Source organism: Metapseudomonas boanensis, from assembly GCF_018704125.1.
Taxonomy (GTDB): domain Bacteria; phylum Pseudomonadota; class Gammaproteobacteria; order Pseudomonadales; family Pseudomonadaceae; genus Metapseudomonas; species Metapseudomonas boanensis.
This window is the reverse complement of sequence record NZ_JAGTIS010000001.1, coordinates 612,001-635,100: the sequence shown is the minus strand read 5'-3', so window position 1 is coordinate 635,100 and position 23,100 is coordinate 612,001. Positions and strand designations below refer to the sequence as shown.

The 23,100-nt window shown below is 63.8% G+C and carries 22 protein-coding genes; 14 read left to right on the top strand and 8 right to left on the bottom strand.

Going from position 1 to position 23,100, the window contains the following annotated elements; all coding sequences use genetic code 11:
• The first annotated feature begins 5 nt into the window (after nucleotides 1–5).
• A complete protein-coding gene (locus J7302_RS02975) occupies nucleotides 6–2,189 on the top strand; it encodes a patatin-like phospholipase family protein (RefSeq protein ID WP_215369989.1) in 2,184 nt (727 codons plus the stop codon).
• 26 nt (nucleotides 2,190–2,215) lie between these two features.
• Here J7302_RS02975 and J7302_RS02970 read toward each other — a convergent pair whose 3' ends face one another.
• From J7302_RS02970 to paaN, 6 genes are all read right to left on the bottom strand, one after another.
• Nucleotides 2,216–3,586, bottom strand: coding sequence for a glutamine synthetase family protein (locus tag J7302_RS02970; protein WP_215369987.1), 1,371 nt, complete (start codon nucleotides 3,584–3,586; stop codon nucleotides 2,216–2,218).
• Nucleotides 3,587–3,858: 272 nt separating this feature from the next.
• Nucleotides 3,859–5,349: an aldehyde dehydrogenase family protein gene (locus tag J7302_RS02965; RefSeq protein WP_215369985.1), complete on the bottom strand. Its 1,491-nt coding sequence runs from the start codon at nucleotides 5,347–5,349 to the stop codon at nucleotides 3,859–3,861.
• 157 nt (nucleotides 5,350–5,506) lie between these two features.
• Nucleotides 5,507–6,427 (bottom strand): transcriptional regulator FeaR, encoded by a 921-nt coding sequence (gene feaR, locus J7302_RS02960; RefSeq protein ID WP_215369983.1) that lies wholly within the window; start codon nucleotides 6,425–6,427, stop codon nucleotides 5,507–5,509.
• 109 nt (nucleotides 6,428–6,536) lie between these two features.
• Nucleotides 6,537–7,460 (bottom strand): phenylacetic acid degradation operon negative regulatory protein PaaX, encoded by a 924-nt coding sequence (gene paaX, locus J7302_RS02955; RefSeq protein ID WP_215369981.1) that lies wholly within the window; start codon nucleotides 7,458–7,460, stop codon nucleotides 6,537–6,539.
• Between the two features lie 91 nt (nucleotides 7,461–7,551).
• Nucleotides 7,552–8,151 carry a phenylacetic acid degradation protein PaaY gene (gene paaY, locus J7302_RS02950; protein ID WP_215369979.1) on the bottom strand — a complete coding sequence of 200 codons (600 nt, stop codon included), beginning with the start codon at nucleotides 8,149–8,151 and terminating at the stop codon, nucleotides 7,552–7,554.
• A 16-nt stretch (nucleotides 8,152–8,167) separates the two neighbouring features.
• On the bottom strand, nucleotides 8,168–9,853 hold the full coding sequence (gene paaN / locus J7302_RS02945; protein WP_215369977.1) for a phenylacetic acid degradation protein PaaN: 1,686 nt from the start codon (nucleotides 9,851–9,853) through the stop codon (nucleotides 8,168–8,170).
• Nucleotides 9,854–10,258: 405 nt separating this feature from the next.
• Between paaN and paaF the strand changes: the two genes are divergently transcribed.
• The 6 genes from paaF to paaK all read left to right on the top strand — a co-directional run bounded on the left by paaF (nucleotide 10,259) and on the right by paaK (nucleotide 16,449).
• A complete protein-coding gene (paaF, locus tag J7302_RS02940; protein ID WP_215369975.1) occupies nucleotides 10,259–11,032 on the top strand; it encodes a 2,3-dehydroadipyl-CoA hydratase PaaF in 774 nt (257 codons plus the stop codon).
• A gap of 46 nt (nucleotides 11,033–11,078) precedes the next feature.
• Nucleotides 11,079–11,870 (top strand): 2-(1,2-epoxy-1,2-dihydrophenyl)acetyl-CoA isomerase PaaG, encoded by a 792-nt coding sequence (paaG, locus tag J7302_RS02935; RefSeq protein WP_215369973.1) that lies wholly within the window; start codon nucleotides 11,079–11,081, stop codon nucleotides 11,868–11,870.
• A 4-nt stretch (nucleotides 11,871–11,874) separates the two neighbouring features.
• Nucleotides 11,875–13,389: a 3-hydroxyacyl-CoA dehydrogenase PaaH gene (paaH, locus tag J7302_RS02930; RefSeq protein ID WP_215369971.1), complete on the top strand. Its 1,515-nt coding sequence runs from the start codon at nucleotides 11,875–11,877 to the stop codon at nucleotides 13,387–13,389.
• Entirely contained in the window at nucleotides 13,386–13,835 is a 450-nt protein-coding gene (gene paaI, locus J7302_RS02925; protein WP_215369969.1) for a hydroxyphenylacetyl-CoA thioesterase PaaI, read from the top strand. Before paaH ends, paaI begins: the two co-directional genes overlap by 4 nt.
• Nucleotides 13,828–15,033 (top strand): 3-oxoadipyl-CoA thiolase, encoded by a 1,206-nt coding sequence (gene pcaF / locus J7302_RS02920; protein ID WP_215369967.1) that lies wholly within the window; start codon nucleotides 13,828–13,830, stop codon nucleotides 15,031–15,033. Before paaI ends, pcaF begins: the two co-directional genes overlap by 8 nt.
• A gap of 105 nt (nucleotides 15,034–15,138) precedes the next feature.
• Nucleotides 15,139–16,449 (top strand): phenylacetate--CoA ligase PaaK, encoded by a 1,311-nt coding sequence (gene paaK / locus J7302_RS02915; protein WP_215369964.1) that lies wholly within the window; start codon nucleotides 15,139–15,141, stop codon nucleotides 16,447–16,449.
• A 62-nt stretch (nucleotides 16,450–16,511) separates the two neighbouring features.
• Here paaK and J7302_RS02910 read toward each other — a convergent pair whose 3' ends face one another.
• Nucleotides 16,512–17,021: an AAA family ATPase gene (locus J7302_RS02910; protein WP_215369962.1), complete on the bottom strand. Its 510-nt coding sequence runs from the start codon at nucleotides 17,019–17,021 to the stop codon at nucleotides 16,512–16,514.
• A gap of 290 nt (nucleotides 17,022–17,311) precedes the next feature.
• On the opposite strand from J7302_RS02910, the gene J7302_RS02905 reads away from it, so the two are divergent.
• Entirely contained in the window at nucleotides 17,312–17,665 is a 354-nt protein-coding gene (locus J7302_RS02905; RefSeq protein ID WP_215369960.1) for a DUF1428 domain-containing protein, read from the top strand.
• A gap of 168 nt (nucleotides 17,666–17,833) precedes the next feature.
• On the opposite strand, the gene J7302_RS02900 is transcribed toward J7302_RS02905, so the two are convergent.
• Nucleotides 17,834–18,181, bottom strand: coding sequence for an MTH938/NDUFAF3 family protein (locus J7302_RS02900; RefSeq protein ID WP_215369958.1), 348 nt, complete (start codon nucleotides 18,179–18,181; stop codon nucleotides 17,834–17,836).
• A gap of 203 nt (nucleotides 18,182–18,384) precedes the next feature.
• On the opposite strand from J7302_RS02900, the gene J7302_RS02895 reads away from it, so the two are divergent.
• From J7302_RS02895 to paaE, 6 genes are all read left to right on the top strand, one after another.
• Nucleotides 18,385–18,816, top strand: a complete 432-nt coding sequence (locus J7302_RS02895) for a hypothetical protein (RefSeq protein ID WP_215369956.1) — start codon at nucleotides 18,385–18,387, stop codon at nucleotides 18,814–18,816.
• A 460-nt stretch (nucleotides 18,817–19,276) separates the two neighbouring features.
• The gene (gene paaA, locus J7302_RS02890; RefSeq protein WP_215369953.1) at nucleotides 19,277–20,269 is read left to right on the top strand and encodes a 1,2-phenylacetyl-CoA epoxidase subunit PaaA; all 993 of its coding nucleotides are present in this window, start codon (nucleotides 19,277–19,279) and stop codon (nucleotides 20,267–20,269) included.
• 27 nt (nucleotides 20,270–20,296) lie between these two features.
• Nucleotides 20,297–20,578, top strand: a complete 282-nt coding sequence (gene paaB / locus J7302_RS02885; RefSeq protein WP_215369951.1) for a 1,2-phenylacetyl-CoA epoxidase subunit PaaB — start codon at nucleotides 20,297–20,299, stop codon at nucleotides 20,576–20,578.
• A 10-nt stretch (nucleotides 20,579–20,588) separates the two neighbouring features.
• On the top strand, nucleotides 20,589–21,350 hold the full coding sequence (gene paaC, locus J7302_RS02880) for a 1,2-phenylacetyl-CoA epoxidase subunit PaaC (protein WP_215369949.1): 762 nt from the start codon (nucleotides 20,589–20,591) through the stop codon (nucleotides 21,348–21,350).
• The gene (gene paaD / locus J7302_RS02875; RefSeq protein WP_215369947.1) at nucleotides 21,337–21,867 is read left to right on the top strand and encodes a 1,2-phenylacetyl-CoA epoxidase subunit PaaD; all 531 of its coding nucleotides are present in this window, start codon (nucleotides 21,337–21,339) and stop codon (nucleotides 21,865–21,867) included. The genes paaC and paaD overlap by 14 nt, the downstream gene beginning before the upstream one ends.
• Nucleotides 21,868–21,892: 25 nt before the next feature.
• A complete protein-coding gene (paaE, locus tag J7302_RS02870) occupies nucleotides 21,893–22,969 on the top strand; it encodes a 1,2-phenylacetyl-CoA epoxidase subunit PaaE (RefSeq protein ID WP_215369945.1) in 1,077 nt (358 codons plus the stop codon).
• Nucleotides 22,970–23,100: the final 131 nt, after the last annotated feature.

Here is a 23,100-nt window from a genome sequence, read left to right as displayed (position 1 = left end):
GCGTTATGCGCCGTCTGCTGTTTATCCTGCTGCTGTTTCCCCTCCTCTGCCTTGCCCAGGCCACGCCCCCGAAGATCGGCCTGGTGCTGTCCGGCGGCGCGGCACGTGGTCTCGCCCATATCGGCGTGCTCAAGGCTTTGGAGGAACAAAGCATCCGCGTCGACGCCATCGCCGGCACCAGCATGGGAGCGGTGATCGGAGGGCTGTATGCGGCGGGCTACCGGGTCGATGAACTGGAACGGCTGGCCACCCACCTGGACTGGCAATTGGCCCTTTCCGACGCCCCACCGCGCCAGGACGTCCCGTTCCGCCGCAAGCAGGACGACCGCGACTTCCTGGTCAAGCAGCGCCTGAGTTTCCGCGATGACGGCAGCTTGGGCCTGCCGCTCGGCGTGATCCAGGGCCAGAACCTCGCCTTGTTGCTGGAGAGCCTGCTGGTTCACACCAACGACACGCGGGATTTCGATCGCCTGGCCATTCCCTTCCGCGCCGTTGCCACCGATATCGCCACTGGCGAAAAGGTCGTGTTCCAACGCGGCCACCTGCCTCGGGCGATCCGCGCCAGCATGTCGATTCCGGCAGTTTTCGCCCCAGTGGAAGTGGACGGCCGGCTGCTGGTAGATGGCGGCATGGTCGATAACATCCCCGTGGACGTGGCGCGAAGCATGGGGGTCGACCTGGTCATCGTGGTCGATATCGGCAACCCGCTGCAGCCGCGCAAGGAGCTGGGTACGGTGGTGGACGTGCTCAACCAGTCCATCACCCTGATGACCCGCACCAACTCGGAGGCCCAGCTCGCCACCCTCAAGCCGGCGGACGTCCTGATCCAGCCACCCCTGGCTGGATATGGATCGACGGACTTCGGAAAGGCGAAGGAGATGATCGATGCCGGCTACCGCGCCACCACCATCCTCGACAGCCGCCTGGCCATCCTTCGCTCGCCTGATAGCAGCCAGGCTCGCCCGCTAGACAGCGCCCGCCTGCCGAGCGAACGCACACCGGTCATCAGCAGTATCAAGGTGGAGAACGACTCGAAGATCAGCGATGCAGTGATCCGCCGGTACATCCGCCAACCCCTCGGGCAGCCGCTGGACCTGGAACGCCTGCAGTCGGACATGAGTACCCTGTACGGTCTCGACTACTTCGAGCAGGTGCACTACCGCGTGGTCCGCCGCCAGGACGGCAATGCGCTGGTGATCAATGCCCGTGGCAAGCGCGCCGGCACCGACTACCTGCGCCTGGGGCTCAACCTGTCCGACGACATGCGTGGCGACAGCGCATACAACCTGGGCGCCAGCTATCGCAAGAATGGCATCAACGAACTGGGCGCCGAATGGTTGAGCCGCGTGCAACTCGGTGATCATCAGGAGCTCTACAGCGAGTTTTACCAACCGCTGGATGCCGGCTCGCGCTACTTCGTCGCCCCCTACCTGTTCGGCGAGGCACAGAATGTCGAGGCAATTCTCGACAACGACCCCATCGCCGAATATCGCTTGGAGCGCTACGGCCTTGGCCTCAACCTCGGTCGACAGATCGCCAACAACGGCGAGATCCGCTTCGGCGTCGGCCAGGCCTGGGGCGAAGCCGATGTACGCGTCGGCGACCAAGACCTGCCAAGCTTCAGCTTCACCGAGGGCTACTACGAGTTGAAGTACTCCTTCGACACCCTGGACAACGTCGACTACCCGCACCAGGGCGAAGCCATCGGGCTCAGCCTGCGCCAATACGACCCGCAACTGGGCTCGGACGAGCGCTACCGGCAATGGGAGCTGATCCTCGACAAGGCCTTTGGCAAAGGGCCGGACACCTTCGTTCTAGGGGGCCGCTACGGCCGCACCCTGGACGATGCCGAGGTCGTGACCTCCAGCTTCCTGCTCGGCGGTGCCCGCCAGCTGTCTGGCTTCCGCCAGGACTCGGTGTCCGGGCAGAACGTCAGCCTCGGCCGGATGGTCTATTACCGCCGAATGACCCAGCGCTCCTTCCTGCCATTGGACTTCCCGCTTTACCTAGGTGCCAGCCTGGAGCGAGGCCGCGTCTGGAACAACGACAACAGTTTCGACAGCGGCTACATCAACGCCGCCAGCGTCTTCATCAGTTTCGATACACCGCTTGGCCCGCTGGATTTCAGCTATGGGTTGAACGATGAGGCGGAACGAGCCCTGTACCTGAACCTGGGCCGGATCTTCTGAATACCGGCCCGACTCGGTCAGGCGCATCAGTACCTTTCGAACCCCCGCTGCAGTTCCCAATCGGTGATGCGGCGGTCGTATTCCCGCTGCTCCCACTCGGCGGTATGCACGTAATGCTGGATTACCTCCTCGCCGAACGCCTGGCCGAGCATGGCCGAAGCTTTCAGTGCGTTGGTCGCATCCCGCAGCGTCTTGGGAACCTCCGGCAGCTGTTCGCCGAGGTAGGCATCCCCGCCAAATGGAGCCCCCGGGTCCAGTTGCTCGTCGATCCCAGCCAGGCCCGCAGCGATCAGCGCCGCAAAAGCCAGGTATGGATTCAGGTCAGCACCACCCACCCGGCACTCGATACGCACCGCCTTGCTGCCCTCGCCGCACAGGCGGAACCCAGCCGTGCGGTTGTCGCGGCTCCACACCGCACGCGTCGGTGCGAAGGTTCCCGCCTGGAAACGCTTGTAGGAGTTGATGTAGGGCGCCAGGAAATAGGTGATGTCATTGGCATACTTGAGCAAGCCGCCGACCCAGCCACGCATCAGCTTCGACATGCCGAATTCAGCTGCCGGGTCGAGGAACAGCGGCCCTCCGTTGGCCAGGTCCCACAGCGAACTGTGAATGTGGCCGCTGGATCCGGCCAGGTCGTAGCGCCACTTGGCCATGAAGGTGATCGACTTGCCCTGTTGGTAGGCGATCTCCTTGCACGCGTGCTTGATGATGACGTGGCGGTCGGCCATGGTCAGCGTATCGCTGTAGCGAACGTTGATCTCTTCCTGCCCCGGCCCCCATTCACCCTTGGAGTTCTCCACCGGCACGCCGCAGGCCTGCAAGTGCTTGCGGATCGCTCGCACTACCGGCTCCTCACGGGTGGTCTGTAGGATGCTGTAGTCCTCGATATAGTGCGAAGCGGTCTTCGGGTTCTGGTAATTGCGCTTGTGGATTGCGCCGTAGCTCTCATCGAACAGGTAGAACTCCAACTCGGAAGCGAACATGCCGGCATAGCCACGCTCGGTGAGGCGTGCCACCTGCTTCTTGAGAATGGCCCGGGGACTGTGAGGCAGGTCACGGTGTTGGTGGTCGAGCACATCGCAAAGCACTAGTGCCGTGCATTCCAGCCAAGGCACGCGGCGTAGCGTGCTCATGTCCGGTTTCAACACGAAGTCGCCGTAGCCCTGGCTCCAGCTGGCAGCGGCATACCCTGGCACCGGCTCCATGTCGATATCGTCGGCCAGCAGGTAGTTGCAACAATGGGTTTCTTCAAAGGCGCTGTCGATGAAGAACTCCGCCTGGAAGCGCTTGCCGACCAGCCGCCCCTGCATGTCCACCATGCACGCCAGCACGGTGTCGATCTCGCCGTCGGCAACGGCTTGCTTGAGTGCATCGAAGCTGAGAAGAGGCTCGCTCATCGGGGCAGTCCTTACTGTCCGGGAACTGCCGAAAGCTTAGCCCAGCCGTGGAACCTGCAACCTTTCCGTGCACCTGAGCAGTGCAGGGCTACCTGACGTGCTGCTTCTTGTGAGCGCGAATTCATTCGCGAGCAGCAGGCTGCAGGACTGCCAGTCAGTTCGGGGGTAGCGACCGTTCGCAAGTGAAATCGCACCCGCAGCAAATGTGCCCCACAGGCCCCCCCAAAAAAACCGGCAGACGCAAGACGCCTGCCGGAAATCGAGGGTCTTGCTCAGTGGGCGATGCAGACAGACTTCAGCTCGGTATACGCCTCGATCACTGCACGGCCGAACTCACGGCCCATCCCCGACTGCTTGACCCCTCCAAAGGGCATATTGGGGTCCAGCAGCACATGGGCGTTGACCCAGACGGTGCCGGCCTCGATGCGCGGCACCAGGTTCATCGCCTTGCCCAGGTCGTTGGTCCAGAGGCTGGCCGCCAAGCCATAAGGGCTGTCGTTGGCCAGCTCAATCATGGCATCTTCATCGGTGAACGGGATCACCGACAGCACCGGGCCGAACACTTCTTCACGGGCCACCGCCATCGAATGGTTGACGTCGGCCAGCACCGTCGGCTGGACGAAGAAGCCATCTCCCTCGATAGGCTGCCCGCCCGCCACAACGCGCGCCCCTTCCTGGCGGGCAACCTCGATGTGCTTGAGCACGCCCAGTTGCTGCTTGCGCGACACCAGCGGGTTGATGGCGGCCTCCTGGTCCATACCCGGCCCGATCGACAGGCCCTTGACCGCAGCGGCCAAGCCCTCGACGAATTCACCATAGCGTGACTGGTGTACGTAGAAGCGCGACGCCGCAGCACACACCTGGCCCTGGTTGAGCAGGCCGCCGAGCAATGCGCCCTGGATCGCCTTCTCGACGTCGGCGTCCTCCAACAGGATCATCGGGTTCTTGCCACCCAGCTCCAGGGCGAAGCGGGTCATGTTCTCCATGCACGCCACGCCGACGCTCTTGCCAACTGCGGTGGAACCGGTGAAGGACACCTTGTTGATCAGCGGATGAGAGGCCAGCGCATTGCCGACGGTGCTGCCACCACCAGTGATGACGTTGAACACACCGGCCGGAATACCCGCCTCGAAGGCCAGCTCGGCCAGGCGCAGGCAGGTCAGCGGGGTTTCGCTGGCCGGCTTGATCACCACCGTGCAGCCGCAGGCCAGGGCCGGCATCAGCTTCCAGGTGGCAATCATTAGCGGGAAGTTCCATGGCACGATACCCGCCACCACGCCCACCGGCTCACGACGTGCGAACGCAGTAAAGCGAGAGCCTGGCGGAATCGGAATCGACACATCCAGGGTCTGGCCTTCAATCTTGGTGGCCCAGCCGGACATGTAGCGCATGAACTCCACGGTGGCGCCGACATCCAGCATGCGCGAGATGTTGATCGACTTACCCTGGCTCAGGGTTTCCAGCTGAGCCAGTTCCTCTGCGTGCTCCTCCACCAGCGCCGTGAAACGCAGCAGGATGCGCTCGCGATCGGCAGGTCGCAGCCCCGACCACACGCGCGACTTGAATGCCTTGTGCGCGGACTGCACCGCGCGCTCCAGGTACTCCAGCGGCACATCCGGCACCGCCGAAATAGCCTTGCCCGTGGCAGGGTTGAGTACTGGCGTGGTCGGCCCTTCCGGCAGCACCCACTGGCCGTCGATGAAGCAACCGTGTCGGCGCTCCAGGAATGCCGCCACCTGCGGCAGGATTTCAACCTTGCTCATTCTCGATCCTCTCTAGACGGGGCGCACGCCCGAATGCTTCACGGATTGTCGACGTCGGGAGCGATGGAGGTTTGTTTCTCTATGCCAATCGTGTTGGCAGGGCTGCCAAGGACTAGGCGAAAGGTTCCTGTGGGATTGATACACCCCCAGATCGGATTCAACTCTGGCTGTAGCGCTTGCGGTACTCGCTGGGCGACACGCCGAAACGGGCCTTGAAGGCTGTCGAGAAGTAGCTGGAATCGGTGAAGCCCCAACCGTAGCCAAGGGCGGAAAGCTTCTGCTCGCCACCGCCGTTGCGCAGGCTCTCGGCACAGAAGTCCAGGCGCCGGTTCTTGATGTACTGGGCGACCACCAGGCCCTTCTTCGAGAACATCCGATACAGGCCACGCACCGAAACGCCTACCTCGCGGGCAATGGTTTCCGGGCTCAGTTCTTCCGCTCGGATGTTCTCGTCGATAAAGCGCTGTGTCTTGCGAAACAGGCGCTCATGCACGTCCAACTCGGCCTCGCTGCTGCTGATGGCCGGACGCAGCAAACTGACCACTGCCTCCAACATCGCTTCGCTCTCCGGCAGGCTGAGGTACTGCTGGTGGGTGGACTCCAGAATCAAGCGGTTGGCCAGGATCGCGACCGGCGAGGATGCGGGGATACGCTGGCCGCAGCGAACGCCCGCGAAGCGCAGACTCTTTTCCACCAGGTCACGAGGGAGGATCAAGGACAATTGGCGGGAATTGTCGCTGTAGACGAAGTTGCTGGGCAGCGTGGAGTCGATCAGCGTGATGTCGCCGGGCGCGAGCGCGATGCCGTTGCCGCCCTGCTCCATGCCGGCGTGCCCTTCCAGCTGCAAGGCCAGGTAGAAGTGCTGGCCATCGCTTTGCGCCACCTCCCGCTCGGTGCGGAACAGCTTCGCCTGGGTCACGTCGACAACGCTCAGCTTGATGGCGCCGGCCTTGTGTTCGCGGATCGAGCCGGAGAAGTCGGATCCCAGGACCTTGGCGCCGAAGCGACCGCAAACCTGGTTGATGCCTTGCAGCCACTCATCGAAGCGGTCTGCCTTCTGTGCATGTGCAGTGGTCATGGCTTTCTAAGCCTCATGCAAGCGTCTGTTCTTATAGTTATCCGGCCGGGCGCAGCAACAGGCCGGGTCTTTCCCTACCGCAATCAGCGTACCATCCAGCAGGCGCGCCTTACCTCAATCCGCCGAAACGCTGATAGAAGCTCTCGCCAGCATCAGGCAGTGGCCCGTCGGCGGTTTCCAATGCAGCATTCAACCACTCTTCGGCCTTGGCGTAGATCAGCCGGTAGATGTTACGGCACAACTGGCGGGCGGCGCGGCCTTCCCAATCGCCCGGCAGGAGTTCGTCGGGTAGTTGGGGGTCGCGCAGCAGGAGCTTGCGGTATTCGTGGATCAGCAAGGTCCGGGCCAGGAAGCAGTCCGCCGGCTGCAGTTGCTCCTGCTCGCGCAGCCCTTGCCACAACGGGCGGAACAACTGGATGAATTCGCTGTAGTGGGTGCCCAGCTCATCGATATTCCAGCTCTCTCGCACCTGCATGCGCAGTGCCCTGGAAGCCAGCACGTCCTGGGGACGGGTGTCGAAAATGATGCTGTCCTCAAGGGCGTCGAGTTCCTGCAGGGTCGCGGCAACATCCACCCGATCGCAGCGCGGATTGGCCAGCACGGTCGGGGAAATTGCACCAAAACCTTGCCATTCCAGCTCTTCACGCACCTGCTTGCGCTTGTCCTGCGGCAGCTGCGACAGCATCACCAGGCACCAGGCACCGTCCCAGGACGGCACGCTGGAGCTGTACACCCGCTTGAACGCCTTTTCGAACCGCCGCCGGCCTGCGCCGGTCAGGCTGTAGTAGCTGCGTCGGCCCACTTTCTCCGCGCTAAGCCAACCTTCCTTGGTCAGACGGAAGATGGAAGTGCGGATCAGCCGTTCATTGATGCCCATCGGCTCCAGCAGCTGGATCAGGCTGCCCAGCCAGACAGTGCCACCATGCGGTTCGATGGCATCGCCGTAGAGGGTGATGATCAGTGAACTGGCACGGATAGGTGTCTGCTCCTGAAAGCGAGTGACGAGGTGATCCAAGGGCGCAAGCGTGGTCATGGACATTCTGGGTGCGGAAAAAGAGCCGAATATACCCGCAGGCTCAACGGCATGACCATCAGGTTACGTGCCCGCTGTGCGAAGACCGCCCTCATTGTGGCCCACTCCCCTTCGGACGCAGGCCACGATCGGCAATGCGTTGGCGCCCCGCCTCGACTTCGGCCAGGGGCTCGCACGCCACCATGTTCTGCAGGCAGCGCTGGGCGAGCATCTGGTACTCGCGGGTACCGGCCTGCTTCCAGGCCACCTCTTCATCGCTGAGCGAGCGTTTGATGCTGGCTGGAGCGCCCATCACCAGGGACTGCTCGGGGCAACTGAACCCGGCCTTGACGAAGGCGGCGGCGGAAACGAAGGAGCGCGCACCGATCTGGGAGCCGTCCATGACCACCGCATTCATGCCCACCAGCACGTCCGCGCCGATACGGCAGCCGTGCAGGACAGCGCCATGCCCGATATGGCCATTGCGCTCGACCACCGTATCGCTGTCAGGGAAGCCATGCATCACGCACGTGTCCTGGATGTTGGCGCCCTCCTCCAGGATGATCCTGCCGAAGTCACCCCGCAGGCTGGCCAACGGGCCGACGTAGCAACCCGGGCCGATGATCACGTCGCCGATCAGCACGGCGGAGGGGTGTACGTAGGCGGTCGGATCGACCACGGGAGTCAGGCCGTCAAGGCTATAGCAGGTCATTCAGTGCTCCTTCTTGTTATGGGACCGCGTGTCGGCGGCTTTGCACCGTGACGAACCGACGCGCGACAAAGGCACCGTCGGTGATCGAGGCATTGGCCGCGGCATTACCGCCGCTGGCATGGAAGTCGCTGAACGCGGCGGACTGGTTGACGAAGATACCGCCATCGAAGTTCACCGACAGTGCAACCGCCACCTCCATCGACAACTGCTCGGCGCGGTCCAGCACGGCTTCGTCCGTGGAGTAGATGCCAAGCGTCAGAGCCCCCTTCTCGCCGATCACCTCGGCAGCCAGGCGCAGGCTGTGCTCCGTGTCGTCGGTGGCGATGACGAATGCGATGGGGCCGAAGCGCTCCTCGGCATAGGCCGCGCGGTCGGCCGCATCCACTTTCAGCAGCAGCGGCGTATGGATGCGCGCACCGGGGAACTGCGGATGCTCGCGCGCTTCGCTGTCCAGCAGCACCTCGCCCAACTCGCGGCAAGCCTGGATGCGCTGGGCCGTGGCCTCGGACTGGATGGCCCCGATCACCGCGCAGGCGCGCTCATTGTCGGCAAGGAAGCTGCGAACGGCGCCAGCCAGGGTCTGGCCCACCTCCTCGAAACTCAGGCACTCCTCCCCATTGCGGATACCGCCACGCGGCACGTAGATGGCCTGGGTCGTGGTGCACATCTGTCCGGAATAAAGACTGAGGGAGAAAGCCAGGTTGCGCGCCACGGCCTTGAGGTCGCGCACGCTGTCGATGATCACGGTATTGATCCCGGCCTTCTCGGTGAACACCTGGGCCTGGGTGGCATTGGCCTCCAGCCAGTTGCCGAAGGCGTTGGAGCCGGTGAAGTCCACCAGCTTGACCCTTGGGTCCAGAGCCAGGTGCTGGCTCACTGGGGCGTCTGGGGTGTCTACCACCAGACTGACCAGCGCCGGATCGAAGCCCAGCTCGCCCAGCACGTCTTGGGCGACCTTGACGCTCATGGCCACCGGCAGGATCGCGCCTGGATGCGCCTTGACCAGTACGGGGTTGCCGGTGGCCAGGCTGGCGAACAGGCCCGGATAGGTATTCCAGGTCGGGAAGGTGGAACAGCCGATCACCAGGGACAGGCCGCGCGGCACAATGTGCCAGCGCTTGTCGAGCACCAGTGGCTCCTGTTTACCTTGGGGCTTGATCCAGCGCGCCGCCTCCGGCACTTCCGACATGGCACGCCAGGCGTAGGCCAGCGCCTCCAGGCCGCGATCCTGGGCGTGAGGTCCGCCCGCTTGGAAAGCCATCATGTAGGCCTGCCCGCTGGTATGCATGACGGCATGGGCCAGGGTCGGGCTCAATGCATTGAGCCGCTGCAGGATTTCCAGGCAAGTGCCCACCCGCGCCGCAGGGCCGGCATCACGCCACGCGGGCAGCGCCTGCTGCATACGCCCCAGCAGAGCATCCGCATCGTATTGGTCATAGGTCACTCCCAGATCGAAACCGTAAGGCGAGCGTTCAGAACCTGCACGTCCCACCGACTGGGACCCAACCAGCGAGAAATGGCGATTGAGTTGAGCTTCGAAGGCCGACTGGGCGCCTTTGACCGACTCTTCCGGGTATTGCTTCAGGCTTTCCGGATAGGGCGACCAATAACCCCGCTCGGCTATCGCCTGGACCGCGCGATCAAGCGTCTCCTGGTGATGCGCGAACAGTTCAAGGGCAGCGGTGCGGGCGGTGGTCGACATGGAGACGTCCTCAATTAAATCTGGATGGGTGTTACGCAAGGCGGCACAAAGCGATTCAAAATCTACTTCATTTTGTATCACATCATTCCAGCACATGAAAGCCAGCCTCTCTGTATCAGATGACGACCGGTCAATCGGCACTTTCAAACCACTTCTTCGCGTTATAAGGCCCAGCATTTACGCTGCATACAGCCAGGCCCCACTTGATAGGACACTTGACCGCGCCCACAAGAAAGCCAACTTTAAGACACATAATTGATATTTTTACATGTTGTTTTGTATCGCTTTATGCGTATACTCCGGCAAAAGCTGCCTCGCCCCTCGCCTCGGCAGCACAGGAAAGGGCCTTCCCTGACCCACTAATAAGAGCGGCAATGCCGCGCGTGCAGCCTGAGGACAGTCGTCATGCCTCGTACCCTTACCGTCCGGCCTCCCGAGCAGGGTGTCCGCCTGATCACCCTGCAGCGCCCCGAGGCACTGAATGCGCTCAATACCGAGCTGCTGGGCGAGCTGGCCTTTGAGCTGGAAAGCGCCGAACAGGATGCCGATACCCGTGCCGTGGTCATCACCGGCGGCCGCAAGGCCTTTGCCGCTGGCGCCGATATCAAGGAAATGGCCGAGCGTGACCTGGTGGGCATCCTCAATGACCCGCGCCTGGCCCACTGGCAACGCATCACCGCCTTCAAGAAACCGCTGATCGCCGCCGTGAACGGCTTTGCCTTCGGTGGCGGCTGCGAACTGGCCATGCATGCAGACATTCTCATCGCCGGCGAAGACGCCCGCTTCGGCCAACCGGAAATCAACCTCGGGATCATGCCCGGCGCCGGCGGCACCCAGCGCCTGCTACGCGCCGTGGGCAAGTCCCTGGCCATGCAGATGGTGCTCACAGGCGAAGCCATCGATGCCCGCCATGCTCTGCGCGCAGGCCTGGTCAGCGAAGTGACCCAGCCGGAATTCACCGTCGAACGGGCCATCGCCATCGCTCGCGTCATTGCCCAGAAAGCGCCTTTGGCCGTGCGCCTGGCCAAGGAGGCACTGCTCAAGGCAGAGGACACCGACCTCGCCAGCGGCCTGCGCTTCGAGCGCCATGCCTTCACCCTGCTGGCCGGCACCCAGGACCGAGAGGAAGGCATTCGCGCCTTCCAGGAAAAACGCCGCCCCGAATTCACCGGCCAGTAACCACTGGCCGACCGACCTCTTCGACAGACCTGGAGCGCCCTTGCCCATGAACTTCGAGCACATCCTCTTTTCCATCGAGGCGGGCGTCGCGACCCTCAGCCTCAATCGCCCCGAACAGCTGAACAGCTTCAATGCCCAAATGCATGGCGAAGTACGCGAAGCGCTGAAACAAGTCAGGCAAAACCCTGAAGTTCGCGTGCTGCTGCTGACGGGTGAAGGCCGCGGCTTCTGCGCAGGCCAGGACCTGGGCGACCGTAACGTCGCTCCCGGTTCTGCCGCGCCCGATCTGGGCGAATCCATCGAGAAGTTCTACAACCCGCTGATCCGTGCGCTGCGCGACCTGCCGCTGCCGGTGATCTGCGCAGTGAACGGCGTGGCCGCCGGTGCCGGCGCCAACATCCCACTGGCCTGCGACCTGGTCCTGGCCGCCCGCTCTGCCAGCTTCATCCAGGCATTCTGCAAGATCGGCCTGATCCCGGATTCCGGCGGCACCTGGACGCTGCCCCGCTTGGTCGGCATGGCCCGCGCCAAGGCGCTGACCCTGCTGGGTGATCGCCTGACCGCCGAACAAGCCGAACAATGGGGCCTGATCTACCGGGTCGTGGACGACGCTGCTCTGCGCGAGGAATCCCTGAAGCTGGCCCGCCACCTGGCCACCCAGCCCACCTATGGCCTCGCGCTGATCAAGCGCAGCCTAAACGCCAGCCTGAACAACAGCTTCGACGAGCAGTTGGACCTCGAACGCGACCTGCAACGTCTTGCCGGCCGCAGCGAGGACTACCGCGAAGGCGTCAGTGCCTTCATGGAAAAGCGCACCCCCAGCTTTAAAGGACGCTGAGCCCATGCCTGCCCTGAACGCTTCCGCTACTGTCGTCGTCATCGGCGCCGGCGCCATGGGCGCCGGCATCGCCCAGGTTGCCGCGCAGGCCGGTCACCCGGTCCGGCTTTATGACAATCGCGCCGGCGCCGCCGCCCAAGCCATTGACGGCATCGACCGCCAGCTAGGCCGCCTGGTCGAGAAAGGCAAGCTCGATGCCGAGGCCCGCAGCGCCATCGTCGCTCGCCTGCAACCAGCTGAGGCCATCGAGGCCCTGGCCGATGCCAGCCTGGTGATCGAAGCCATCGTCGAGAACCTCGAGGTCAAGCGCGGCCTACTGCGCCAGCTGGAGGCACTGTGCAGCGCCGACTGCATCCTCGCCAGCAACACCTCCTCGCTGTCCATCACCAGCCTGGCCGCCGGCCTCCAGCATCCAGGCCGGGTGCTCGGCATGCACTTCTTCAACCCAGCGCCGCTGATGGCACTGGTGGAAATCGTCTCGGGCCTGGCCAGCGATCCCGCCCTTGCCCAATGCCTGTATGAAACCGCCAAGGCCTGGGGCAAACAGCCGGTGCACACGAAGTCCACGCCGGGCTTCATCGTCAACCGCGTGGCACGTCCCTTCTATGCCGAAAGCCTGCGGCTGCTGCAGGAAGGCGCCGCCGATTGCGCCACCCTCGACGCGCTGATGCGCGACGCCGGTGGCTTCCGCATGGGCGCGTTCGAGCTGACCGACCTTATTGGCCATGACGTCAACTACGCTGTGACTTGCTCCGTGTTCGACGCCTATTACGGCGATTTCCGCTTTCAGCCCTCGCTGATCCAGAAGGAACTGGTCGACGCCGGCCGTCTCGGCCGCAAGAGCGGACGCGGCTTCTATGACTACGCCGAGGGCGCCGAACGCCCTCATCCGGCGGAACTTGCCAGCGACGCCAGCGTGGAATCCTGCGTGGTGGAAGGCAGCCTGGGCGTGGCCGAACCCCTGGTGCAGCGCCTGCGTGAAGCCGGCGTGAATGTGGTGCGTCGCGACGGCACTGGCCTGCTGCGCGTGGGCGACGCGGTACTCGCCCTGTCCGACGGCCGCCTGGCCAGCCAGCGCGCCCGCGAGGACGGCCTGGCCAACCTGGTGCTGATCGATCTCGCGCTGGACTATGCCAAGGCCGCTCGCCTCGGCATCAGTTGCGCCGCCGCTACCAGCGAAGCCGCCCGCGACCAGGCCGTGGCCCTGCTGCAACGCGCCGGCCTCAAAGTCAGCCAGCTCGCCGACATTCCCGGCCTCGCCGTGCTGCGCACCGTGGCCATGCTGGCCAATGAAGGGGCCGATGCCGTGCTCCAGGGCGTGGGCACCGCCGCCGACATCGACCTGGCCATGCGCGCCGGGGTGAATTACCCGCAAGGCCCGCTGGCCTGGGCCGACGCCATCGGCCTGGCGGTCGTGCTGCGCACTCTGGAGAACCTGCAGGCCGCCTATGGCGAAGAGCGCTACCGCCCTTCCCTGCTGCTGCGCCGCCAGGTGGCCGAGGGGAGAAACTTCCGATGACCAACCATGAAGCTCTGTCGCTGGCCGAAGCCTGCGGCAGCGCGCTGTTCGAGCGTGACGCCGCCAGCCAGGCCATGGGCATGCGCCTGCTCTCCGTCGCACCCGGCCAGGCCCGGGTCGGCATGAGCGTGCGAGATGACATGGTCCAGGGCCACGGCACCTGCCACGGCGGCTACCTGTTCGCCCTGGCCGACTCGGCCTTCGCCTTCGCCTGCAACAGCTACAACGAAGCCACCGTGGCCATCGGCTGCAGCATCGACTACGTGGCGCCGGCGCGCCTGGGCGACACCCTCACCGCCCAGGCCACCGAGCAGAGCCGCAGCGGGCGCACCGGCAACTACGACGTGCGCATCGAGAACCAGAATGGGCAACTGATCGCCCTCTTCCACGGCAAGTCCTACAAAGTGCGCGGCCCGGTACTCGCGCAGGAGACCCCCAATGAATGACGCCCTGATCATTGACGCCGTGCGCACGCCCATTGGCCGCTACGCCGGCGCCCTGTCCGCCGTGCGCGCCGACGACCTCGGCGCCGTACCCCTGCGCGCCCTGATCCAGCGCCACCCGGAACTGAACTGGAGCGCCATCGACGACGTGATCTACGGCTGCGCCAACCAGGCCGGCGAAGACAACCGCAACGTCGCCCGCATGTCCGCCCTGCTGGCCGGCCTGCCGGTCAGCGTGCCAGGCACCACCCTGAACCGCCTGTGCGGCTCCGGCCTGGACGCCATCGGCAACGCTGCCCGCGCCCTGCGCTGCGGCGAGGCCGGGCTGATGATCGCCGGCGGCGTGGAATCCATGTCCCGTGCCCCGCTCGTCATGGGCAAGGCGGAAACCGCCTTCTCCCGTCAGGCGGAAATCTTCGACACCACCATCGGCTGGCGCTTCGTCAATCCGCTGATGAAAGCCCAGTTCGGCATCGACTCCATGCCGGAAACCGCAGAAAACGTCGCCGAACAGTTCAACATCTCCCGCGAGGACCAGGACGCGTTCGCCCTGCGCAGCCAGCAGCGCGCCGCCGCAGCCCAGGCCAACGGCCGCCTGGCGAAGGAAATCGTCCCGGTAGAGATCCCCCAGCGCAAAGGCCCGCCCAAGGCGGTCTCCCAGGATGAGCATCCCCGTGGCGACACCACCCTCGAACAGCTGGCCAAGCTGGGCACGCCCTTCCGCCAGGGTGGCAGCGTCACCGCCGGCAACGCCTCGGGCGTCAACGACGGCGCTTGCGCCCTGCTGCTGGCCAGCAGCGCCGCCGCGAAGCTCCATGGCCTCAAGGCCCGCGGCCGGGTGGTCGGCATGGCCACTGCCGGCGTCGAGCCTCGCATCATGGGCATCGGCCCGGTGCCGGCCACCCGCAAGGTGCTGGAGCTGACCGGCCTGTCCCTGGCGGACATGGACGTGATCGAACTGAACGAAGCCTTCGCCGCCCAGGGCCTCGCGGTACTGCGCGAACTGGGCCTCGCCGACGACGATCCCCGCGTGAACCCCAATGGCGGCGCCATCGCCCTCGGCCACCCCCTGGGCATGAGCGGCGCGCGCCTGGTCACCACCGCCCTGCACGAACTGGAAGAACGCCAAGGCCGCTACGCCCTCTGCACCATGTGCATCGGCGTGGGCCAGGGCATCGCACTGATCATTGAAAGGCTCTGAAACGCAAGAACCGAGATCGGAAAAAACGGGGAGGAGTATTCTCTTCCCCAGCACTCACAGCCTCTGACGCTGGCTGTCGACGACAAAAACAATTTGAGTGAAACCATGAACATGATTGCCAATACCGCCTTGCTTGACCCGATGGAAACCGCCAGCGTCGACGAGCTGCGCCAGCACCAGATGGAGCGCCTGCGCTGGAGCCTCAAGCACGCCTACGAGAACGTCCCCCTGTACCGCCAGCGCTTCGATGAGAAAGGCGTGCACCCGGATGACCTGAAATCCCTCGAGGACCTGGCCAAGTTCCCCTTCACCGGCAAGAACGACCTGCGCGACAACTATCCCTTCGGCATGTTCGCCGTGCCGCAGAGCGAGATCGTGCGCATCCACGCGTCCAGCGGCACCACCGGCAAGCCCACCGTGGTCGGCTACACCCAGAACGACATCGACACCTGGGCCAATGTGGTGGCGCGCTCGATCCGCGCCGCCGGCGGTCGCAAGGGCGACAAGGTGCACATCTCCTATGGCTACGGCCTGTTCACCGGCGGCCTGGGTGCCCACTACGGCGCCGAGCGCCTGGGTTGCACCGTGATCCCGATGTCCGGCGGCCAGACCGAGAAGCAGGTCCAGCTGATCCGCGACTTCCAGCCGGACATCATCATGGTCACTCCGTCCTACATGTTGAACCTCGCCGACGAAATCGAGCGCCAAGGCATAGATCCGCACAAACTGGCCCTGCGCCTCGGCATCTTCGGCGCCGAGCCCTGGACCGCCGAACTGCGCCGCGCCATCGAGGAGCGCATGGGTATCACCGCCCTGGACATCTACGGCCTGTCGGAAATCATGGGCCCGGGCGTCGCCATGGAGTGCGCGGAAACCAAAGACGGTCCGACCATCTGGGAAGACCACTTCTACCCCGAAATCATCGACCCGGTGACCGGCCAAGTGCTGCCGGATGGGCAGATGGGCGAGCTGGTGTTCACCTCGCTGTCCAAGGAAGCCCTGCCGATGATCCGCTATCGCACCCGCGACCTGACGCGCCTGCTGCCAGGCACCGCACGCCCCATGCGACGCATCGACAAGATCACCGGCCGCAGCGACGACATGCTGATCATCCGTGGCGTGAACGTGTTCCCGACGCAGATCGAAGAGCAGGTACTGAAGATCAAGCAGCTCTCCGAGAACTACGAGATCCACTTGTTCCGCAACGGCAACCTGGACAGCATCGAAGTCCACGTCGAGCTCAAGCACGAGCACGAAGGCCTTAGCGAGGCGCAGCAACAAGCGGTGTGCAACGAACTCGGCAAGCACATCAAGACCTACATCGGCATCAGCTCGCGCGTCGTCCTGCGTCCCAGCTACTCGCTGAAACGCTCCGAAGGCAAGGCCTGCCACGTCTACGACAACCGCAACAAGTAAGGCCCGCGCCGCATCAAAAAAGCCCCGCTTGTGCGGGGCTTTGTCATGGGCAGGGAAATTGGCTAGAAGGTAGAGCTGGACATGCGCTCCATGATTGCCTCCACCGCCTCATCCGGTGAGATCACGGCGGAATCGAGCCGCAACGGCCCTTTGCCCCATGCTTCATAGTCATGTTCCAGAACCGATTGCCAGGTCGGGGGTTTCAGGCCGGGCACATCGACAGTGCGAGTTTCCACCCTGAGTTGATGCACTCGCGTGTCAGAGCAAAACACCTCGATATCCAGCAAGCGCACGCCAGCCCGTGAGGCAATTTCTCGCCACGCCTCGCGACTTTCAGCCACCGGATTGACGCAGTCGACGATCACCATACGGCCCAGACCAAGATTCGACTGAGCCAGGGCGATAGCGACCAAATATCCGCTTCGCCCCACATCATGGGCAAGGACCTCGGCATCACGTAGCGCCTGCTCGATGGCATCCACTCTCAGGTAGGTCGCATCCACTCGGGACGCCAACCGACGCGCAATCGTTGTTTTCCCTGTGCCAGGCAGCCCGCTGAAGACAATGAGCATTTCAATTACCGAAAAGCCGATTGAGGGGGCTCTATCCTAAGTTTCGCGGGCAGCTTGAGCTAGCACGGAACCCCGCCTTAGATGGGTATCGCTGTTCTGGCCGAACGCCGCACGCCCCATCCTATGATCGCGCGACGGTGGGGTCCGACGACCGTCGGTCGGGCTGGACTCCAGAGCACGGGCAGATCCGTCGAATGGCGGCTATCTGAATCGACTCTTAGGTAAGACGGCCAGACGGTTAGCTTGGTCGGCGCTCATCGACAGAACGGCATCCAGACAGGAGATCGATCATGACCTATGTAGATGGCTTCGTAGTGCCCGTCCCCACCGCCAACCGCGAGACCTACCGCAAGGTGGCCGAGATGGCTGCGGGGGTTTTCAAGGAATGCGGCGCCCTGAGCGTCGTCGAGTGCTGGGGCGACGATGTGCCCGAGGGCAAGGTGACGTCTTTCCCGATGGCGGTGAAGCGCAAGGAAGATGAGACCGTCGTGTTTTCCTGGATCACCTGGCCCTCGAAGCAGGTACGGGATGCGGGCATGAAGAAGGCGATGGAAGACCCCCGGATGCAACCCAACCCGAGCAATATGCCCTTCGATGGCCAGCGGATGATCTATGGCGGGTTCGAGGTGATCGTGAGTGCCTGAGTCGTACCCTGCAGTGGCACGATCACTGTGGGGGCGATTTCAATCGCTTAGCGGACCGCAGGTTCGCCCTCCGGCTTCGACGGGGGCGGCTGCGCTGCCCTTAGCGAATGAATTCGCCCCCACAGAGAAACCAGAGCCCGGCCGGGGCCATTTCCCGGACGGGGCTAACTAGCAGGTGAGATGCAGGATCGCGTTGGTGTGCTTGTGCTGTTCTTGCAGTAGATCGATGGCCTCCGCAGTGGGCCTCACAATCAGCTCGATACCCCGACGCTCGGCTTCGCGCCTGACTTCCGGCATGACCGGCAAGGCCCCGCCGCCGGTCCCGATCACAAGGCGCCGGCAATCCCAGGGAATCTCCTCCTCGATCGACAGCGGGGTGTGACCGTAAGCATCGCGGAACTTCTTCGAGGGCTTCTTACTGCGTTTGCGGACCTGACCGTTGGCGATCACCACGTCATGGGGATAGGTGACCCCATCGATGGTGATGGTGCCGAAGGAAAACGCATCGAATCGCATTGCCACCTCCCCCCCCGCTTGCGGCAGCCGGCGGCGGATCGGGCCGGCCCTTCAGGAGCGGGTGCTCGCCCCGTCAAGTATGGTCCCCGCCCGAGGCGGCATAGGCCAAGAACCATCCCGTCCAAGACACGATTGATCAAAAAGCATACAGTTCGTTATGGGGGCAATATCCTCGGGGAGGATGTGATCCGGGAGGGTTCGCCATGCGTATCCTCGAGCTTCTGCTAATGGTTCTCGCCTGCCTCGGCGGGGGCCAGGTGATGGCGGAGTCACCCTGGCCTACCAACGACACCAGCGGCGCCATGACACTGGCCGGAGGCGGCCACTTCAAGGGTGGTCACTTCAGGGGCGGTCACTCCAAGGGGTTCGGACACCGGCATTTCCATGGCCCCATAAGACACCACCACGGATTCAACGGTCATGCCCATGGGTTCAATCACGGGTTCATGGGCCATTCGCACCGGTTCGGCATGTTCCACAAGCGCCACGGGATGTTCTTCGTGGACGACCCGCGTTTCGATGGGCATCGCCACTTCCACCACTTCCATGGCATTCACGACCGTAGCAACGGGATCGTGATCCGCTTCCACGAGCAGCGCTCACGGATGTTTACGGATTCCGATTTCCACCGCTGAAACTGGCGGTCGACATTGCCAACACTGCACTCGATCCAAGATGGACGACGCAATCAGCCTTGAGCGACGAGGAGGGTGTTCTTTGTGCCGTCCCGGTCGGCGCACCGCCAATTGCTAGCAACGTCCCGCAAGCAAAAATAGAACACCAAACAGAGGATAAATCCATAACGACGTATCATTTCAGCGATCGACTGCAGAACGAATGACGGCGGAAGTCGCCCCGCCAGATCGTCGCGGCCCTTCCCAGCCGTAAGCCGCAACCCACTGACATAGGTCCACTAGCCTAATAACCGCGCGCTTCCCCAGGGCCTTATGCGGGCTCGACCTCTTGCCGCTCGTCAATCCGATACAAAAAACAATTACGACACACGTTTTAGTGTTTGATATTTGTTTTTGTATCATTTAAAAATAGCGCCATGGCCCAGGCCACCCCACGAACCCTGCATGGCTGGAGAACGGCATGTACGCACAATTGGTTGAAACCGGCGTGAAGCGCGTGAAGGCGCTGGAGGAGATGACCTCCGAAGAACGCGCCTTCCAGGAAAAGATCGATGCGGAAATCAAGATCGAAGCGAAGAACTGGATGCCGGATGCTTACCGGCAGACCCTGATCCGCCAGATTTCCCAGCACGCCCACTCCGAAATCGTCGGCATGCTGCCTGAAGGCAACTGGGTAACCCGCGCCCCGACGCTCAAGCGCAAGCTGCAGCTGATGGCCAAGATCCAGGACGAGGCTGGCCACGGCCTGTACCTCTACAGCGCCATGGAAACCCTGGGCGCCGATCGTGACGAAGAAGTCGCCAAGCTGCACAGCGGCCGCGCCAAGTACTCGAGCATCTTCAACTACCCGACCTTGAACTGGGCGGATATGGGCGCGGTGGGCTGGCTGGTGGATGGCGCAGCCATCGTCAACCAGGTGGTGCTGCAGCGCACCTCCTACGGCCCCTACTCCCGCGCGATGATCCGTATCTGCAAGGAGGAGAGCTTCCACCAGCGCCAGGGTTACGAAATCCTCCTGACGATGATGCGCCACGGCACCCAGGCCCAGAAGGACATGGTCCAGGACGCCATCAACCGCCTCTGGTGGCCGGCCCTGATGATGTTCGGCCCCAGCGACGAACATTCCCCCAACAGCGCCCAGTCGATGGCCTGGAAGATCAAGCGCCAGAGCAACGACGAACTGCGCCAACGCTTCATAGACCAGACCGTGCCGCAACTGGAGTTGCTCGGCTGCACCGCCCCGGACCCGGATCTGAAGTGGAACGAGGCACGCGGCCACTACGACTTCGGCGAAATCCAGTGGGACGAGTTCTACGAAGTGCTCAAGGGCAACGGCCCGTGCAATCACGAGCGCGTCAGTACCCGCCGTAAAGCCATCGAAGACGGCGCCTGGGTCCGCGAAGCCGCGGTCGCCCACGCCCGCAAACAACAACACAAAGCGGACGCCGCTTGACCTGCCCCTGATCTGGAGATTCCTGCCATGTCCGAATGGACCCTTTTCGAAGTCTTCGTGCGCAGCAAGCACGGCCTCAACCACAAACACGTGGGCAGCGTGCATGCCGCCGACGCGCCCATGGCCATCGAGAACGCCCGCGAGCTGTACACCCGCCGTAACGAAGGCGTGAGCCTGTGGGTGGTGCCGTCCGCGCTGATCACCGCTTCCTCCCCGGACGAGAAGGAGCCGCTGTTCGATCCGGCGCAGGACAAGGTCTACCGCCACGCCAGCTTCTACGAGCTGCCGCCCGAAGTCGGCCACATGTGAGGCGCGCGCCATGAACCCGAACACCGACCTGATCGAATACCTGCTGCGCCTTGGCGACAGCGCCTTGGTCCAGGGCCAGCGCCTCTGCGAATGGTGCGGCCGTGCTCCGGCGCTGGAAGAAGAGTTGGCGCTGATGAACGTCGGCCTCGACCTGGTAGGCCAGGCGCGCAACTGGCTGGAATATGCCGCCGAGTTGCTGAGCGACGGCCGCGACGCCGACCACCTGGCATTCCGCCGAGACGAGCGCGCCTACCGCAATCTGCTGCTGGTGGAGCAGCCTAACGGCGATTATGCCGTGACCATCACCAAGCAATTCCTGTTTGACGCCTGGCATTTCCAGGTCCTGCACGGCCTGACTGGCTCCAGCGACGAGCGCGTGGCCGGCATTGCCGCCAAGGCCCTAAAAGAAGTCACCTACCACCTGCGCCGCTCCGCCGAATGGGTCGAGCGCCTGGGTGACGGTACCGAGGAAAGCCACAAGCGCATGCTGGCGGCTATCCCCGAGGTCTGGCGCTTCACTGTGGAACTGGTGAATGGCGACGAAATCGAGCAACGCCTGTTCGAAGCCGGAATCGCACCGAACCCTGCCGAACTGGCTGCCGCCTGGAAGGCCAAGGTCGCCGACGTGTTCGCCAGCGCCACCCTGCCCCTGCCGGAGCCGGCCAGCTACTTCTACCTGAGCGGCAAGCGTGGCCTGCACACCGAGCACCTCGGGCTGCTGCTGGCCGAAATGCAGTTCCTTCAGCGAGCCTACCCCGATGCGACCTGGTGAGCTGATCGCCAGCGACCGCGTCCGCGGGCCGCTCGGCACCGAGGACCTGAGCCGCGCCTGGCATGTGCTGGGCGCGGTCATGGACCCGGAAGTCCCGGTGGTCAGCGTCGTCGACCTCGGCATCGTCCGCGCAGTCGACGAGCAGGACGGCGAGTTGCACGTGGTGGTGACTCCCACCTACTCCGGGTGCCCGGCCACCGAGGTCATCGAGCGTGACATCGAGCAGGCGCTGCTGGGCGCGGGCTTCGCCCCGCGCCTGGAGCGCTGCCTGACACCGGCCTGGACAACGGACTGGATCAGCGCAGAAGGCCGCGAACGCCTACGCGTATATGGCATCGCCCCACCAGTGGGCAGCTCCAGCAAGCTCAGCCTGCTGGGCAAGACGCCGGAAGTGTGCTGCCCGCAATGCGGCAGCGCCCATACCGAGCGCCTCAGCGAGTTCGGCTCCACCGCCTGCAAAGCGCTTTATCGCTGCAAGGACTGTCTGGAGCCTTTCGACTACTTCAAGTGCATCTGAACGGCGCCGCCGTCGGAGAAGAACAATGAGCAAATTCCATAGCCTGACGATCAAGGAAGTGCGCCCGGAAACCCGCGACGCGGTGTCCATCGCCTTCGACGTTCCTGCCGATCTGGCCGACAGCTTCCGCTTCACCCAAGGTCAGCACCTGGTGATGCGCACCCAGCTCGACGGTGAAGAAGTGCGTCGCTCCTACTCCATCTGCACCGGCGTCAATGACGGCGAACTGCGCGTGGCGATCAAGCGCATGCCCGGCGGCCGCTTTTCCGCCTATGCCAACGAACAACTCAAGGCCGGCCAGAGCCTGGAAGTGATGCCGCCCTCGGGGCACTTCTTCGTCCCGCTGGATACCGCGCGCCATGGCAACTACCTGGCGGTGGCTGCCGGCAGCGGCATTACGCCGATCCTGTCGATCATCAAGACCACTCTGGAAGCCGAGCCCCACAGCCGCGTGACCCTGCTCTACGGCAACCGCTCCAGCGGCTCGGCGCTGTTCCGCGAGCAACTGGAGGACCTGAAGAACCGCTACCTGCAGCGCCTCAACCTGATCTTCGTGTTCAGCCGGGAACAGCAGGATGTTGACCTCTACAACGGCCGTATCGACGCCGACAAATGCGGCCAACTGTTCTCCCGCTGGATTGACGTCAAGGCCCTGGACGCCGCCTTCATCTGCGGCCCGCAGGCCATGACCGAAACCGTCCGCGACCAGCTAAAGGGCAACGGCATGCCGGCCGAGCGCATCCACTTCGAGTTGTTCGCCGCCGCCGGCAGCAGCGAGAAGCGCGAAGCCCGCGAGGCCGCCCGTGCCACCGATGGCGCAGTGAGCCAGATCACTGTCATCAGCGATGGCCGCGAGCTGTCCTTCGAACTGCCGCGCAACAGTGTCAGCGTCCTCGACGCCGGCAACGCCCAGGGTGCCGAACTGCCCTACTCCTGCAAGGCCGGCGTGTGCTCGACCTGCAAGTGCAAGGTGGTCGAGGGCGAGGTGGAAATGGACAGCAACTTCGCCCTGGAGGACTACGAGGTGGCAGCGGGCTATGTCCTGTCCTGCCAGACCTTCCCGATCAGCGACAAGGTAGTCCTCGACTTCGACCAGCTCTGACTAAGGGCAAACGATCTGTAGGAGCGAGAGGGACGCCGAGTCCTTGCTCGCGAAAGCGGAGCTCCAAAGAGCTTCGCCAGCAAGCTGGCTCCTACAAGAACCAGAGCAATACCCGGGCCTTGCCGTCGGCC

Excerpts from the sequence above, each read along its gene's own strand:
- J7302_RS02975 (WP_215369989.1), top strand. The coding sequence starts at position 6 with ATGCGCCGTCTGCTGTTTATCCTGCTGCTGTTTCCCCTCCTCTGCCTT.
- J7302_RS02970 (WP_215369987.1), bottom strand. The coding sequence starts at position 3,586 with ATGAGCGAGCCTCTTCTCAGCTTCGATGCACTCAAGCAAGCCGTTGCC.
- J7302_RS02965 (WP_215369985.1), bottom strand. The coding sequence starts at position 5,349 with ATGAGCAAGGTTGAAATCCTGCCGCAGGTGGCGGCATTCCTGGAGCGC.
- feaR (WP_215369983.1), bottom strand. The coding sequence starts at position 6,427 with ATGACCACTGCACATGCACAGAAGGCAGACCGCTTCGATGAGTGGCTG.
- paaX (WP_215369981.1), bottom strand. The coding sequence starts at position 7,460 with ATGACCACGCTTGCGCCCTTGGATCACCTCGTCACTCGCTTTCAGGAG.
- paaY (WP_215369979.1), bottom strand. The coding sequence starts at position 8,151 with ATGACCTGCTATAGCCTTGACGGCCTGACTCCCGTGGTCGATCCGACC.
- paaN (WP_215369977.1), bottom strand. The coding sequence starts at position 9,853 with ATGTCGACCACCGCCCGCACCGCTGCCCTTGAACTGTTCGCGCATCAC.
- paaF (WP_215369975.1), top strand. The coding sequence starts at position 10,259 with ATGCCTCGTACCCTTACCGTCCGGCCTCCCGAGCAGGGTGTCCGCCTG.
- paaG (WP_215369973.1), top strand. The coding sequence starts at position 11,079 with ATGAACTTCGAGCACATCCTCTTTTCCATCGAGGCGGGCGTCGCGACC.
- paaH (WP_215369971.1), top strand. The coding sequence starts at position 11,875 with ATGCCTGCCCTGAACGCTTCCGCTACTGTCGTCGTCATCGGCGCCGGC.
- paaI (WP_215369969.1), top strand. The coding sequence starts at position 13,386 with ATGACCAACCATGAAGCTCTGTCGCTGGCCGAAGCCTGCGGCAGCGCG.
- pcaF (WP_215369967.1), top strand. The coding sequence starts at position 13,828 with ATGAATGACGCCCTGATCATTGACGCCGTGCGCACGCCCATTGGCCGC.
- paaK (WP_215369964.1), top strand. The coding sequence starts at position 15,139 with ATGAACATGATTGCCAATACCGCCTTGCTTGACCCGATGGAAACCGCC.
- J7302_RS02910 (WP_215369962.1), bottom strand. The coding sequence starts at position 17,021 with ATGCTCATTGTCTTCAGCGGGCTGCCTGGCACAGGGAAAACAACGATT.
- J7302_RS02905 (WP_215369960.1), top strand. The coding sequence starts at position 17,312 with ATGACCTATGTAGATGGCTTCGTAGTGCCCGTCCCCACCGCCAACCGC.
- J7302_RS02900 (WP_215369958.1), bottom strand. The coding sequence starts at position 18,181 with ATGCGATTCGATGCGTTTTCCTTCGGCACCATCACCATCGATGGGGTC.
- J7302_RS02895 (WP_215369956.1), top strand. The coding sequence starts at position 18,385 with ATGCGTATCCTCGAGCTTCTGCTAATGGTTCTCGCCTGCCTCGGCGGG.
- paaA (WP_215369953.1), top strand. The coding sequence starts at position 19,277 with ATGTACGCACAATTGGTTGAAACCGGCGTGAAGCGCGTGAAGGCGCTG.
- paaB (WP_215369951.1), top strand. The coding sequence starts at position 20,297 with ATGTCCGAATGGACCCTTTTCGAAGTCTTCGTGCGCAGCAAGCACGGC.
- paaC (WP_215369949.1), top strand. The coding sequence starts at position 20,589 with ATGAACCCGAACACCGACCTGATCGAATACCTGCTGCGCCTTGGCGAC.
- paaD (WP_215369947.1), top strand. The coding sequence starts at position 21,337 with ATGCGACCTGGTGAGCTGATCGCCAGCGACCGCGTCCGCGGGCCGCTC.
- paaE (WP_215369945.1), top strand. The coding sequence starts at position 21,893 with ATGAGCAAATTCCATAGCCTGACGATCAAGGAAGTGCGCCCGGAAACC.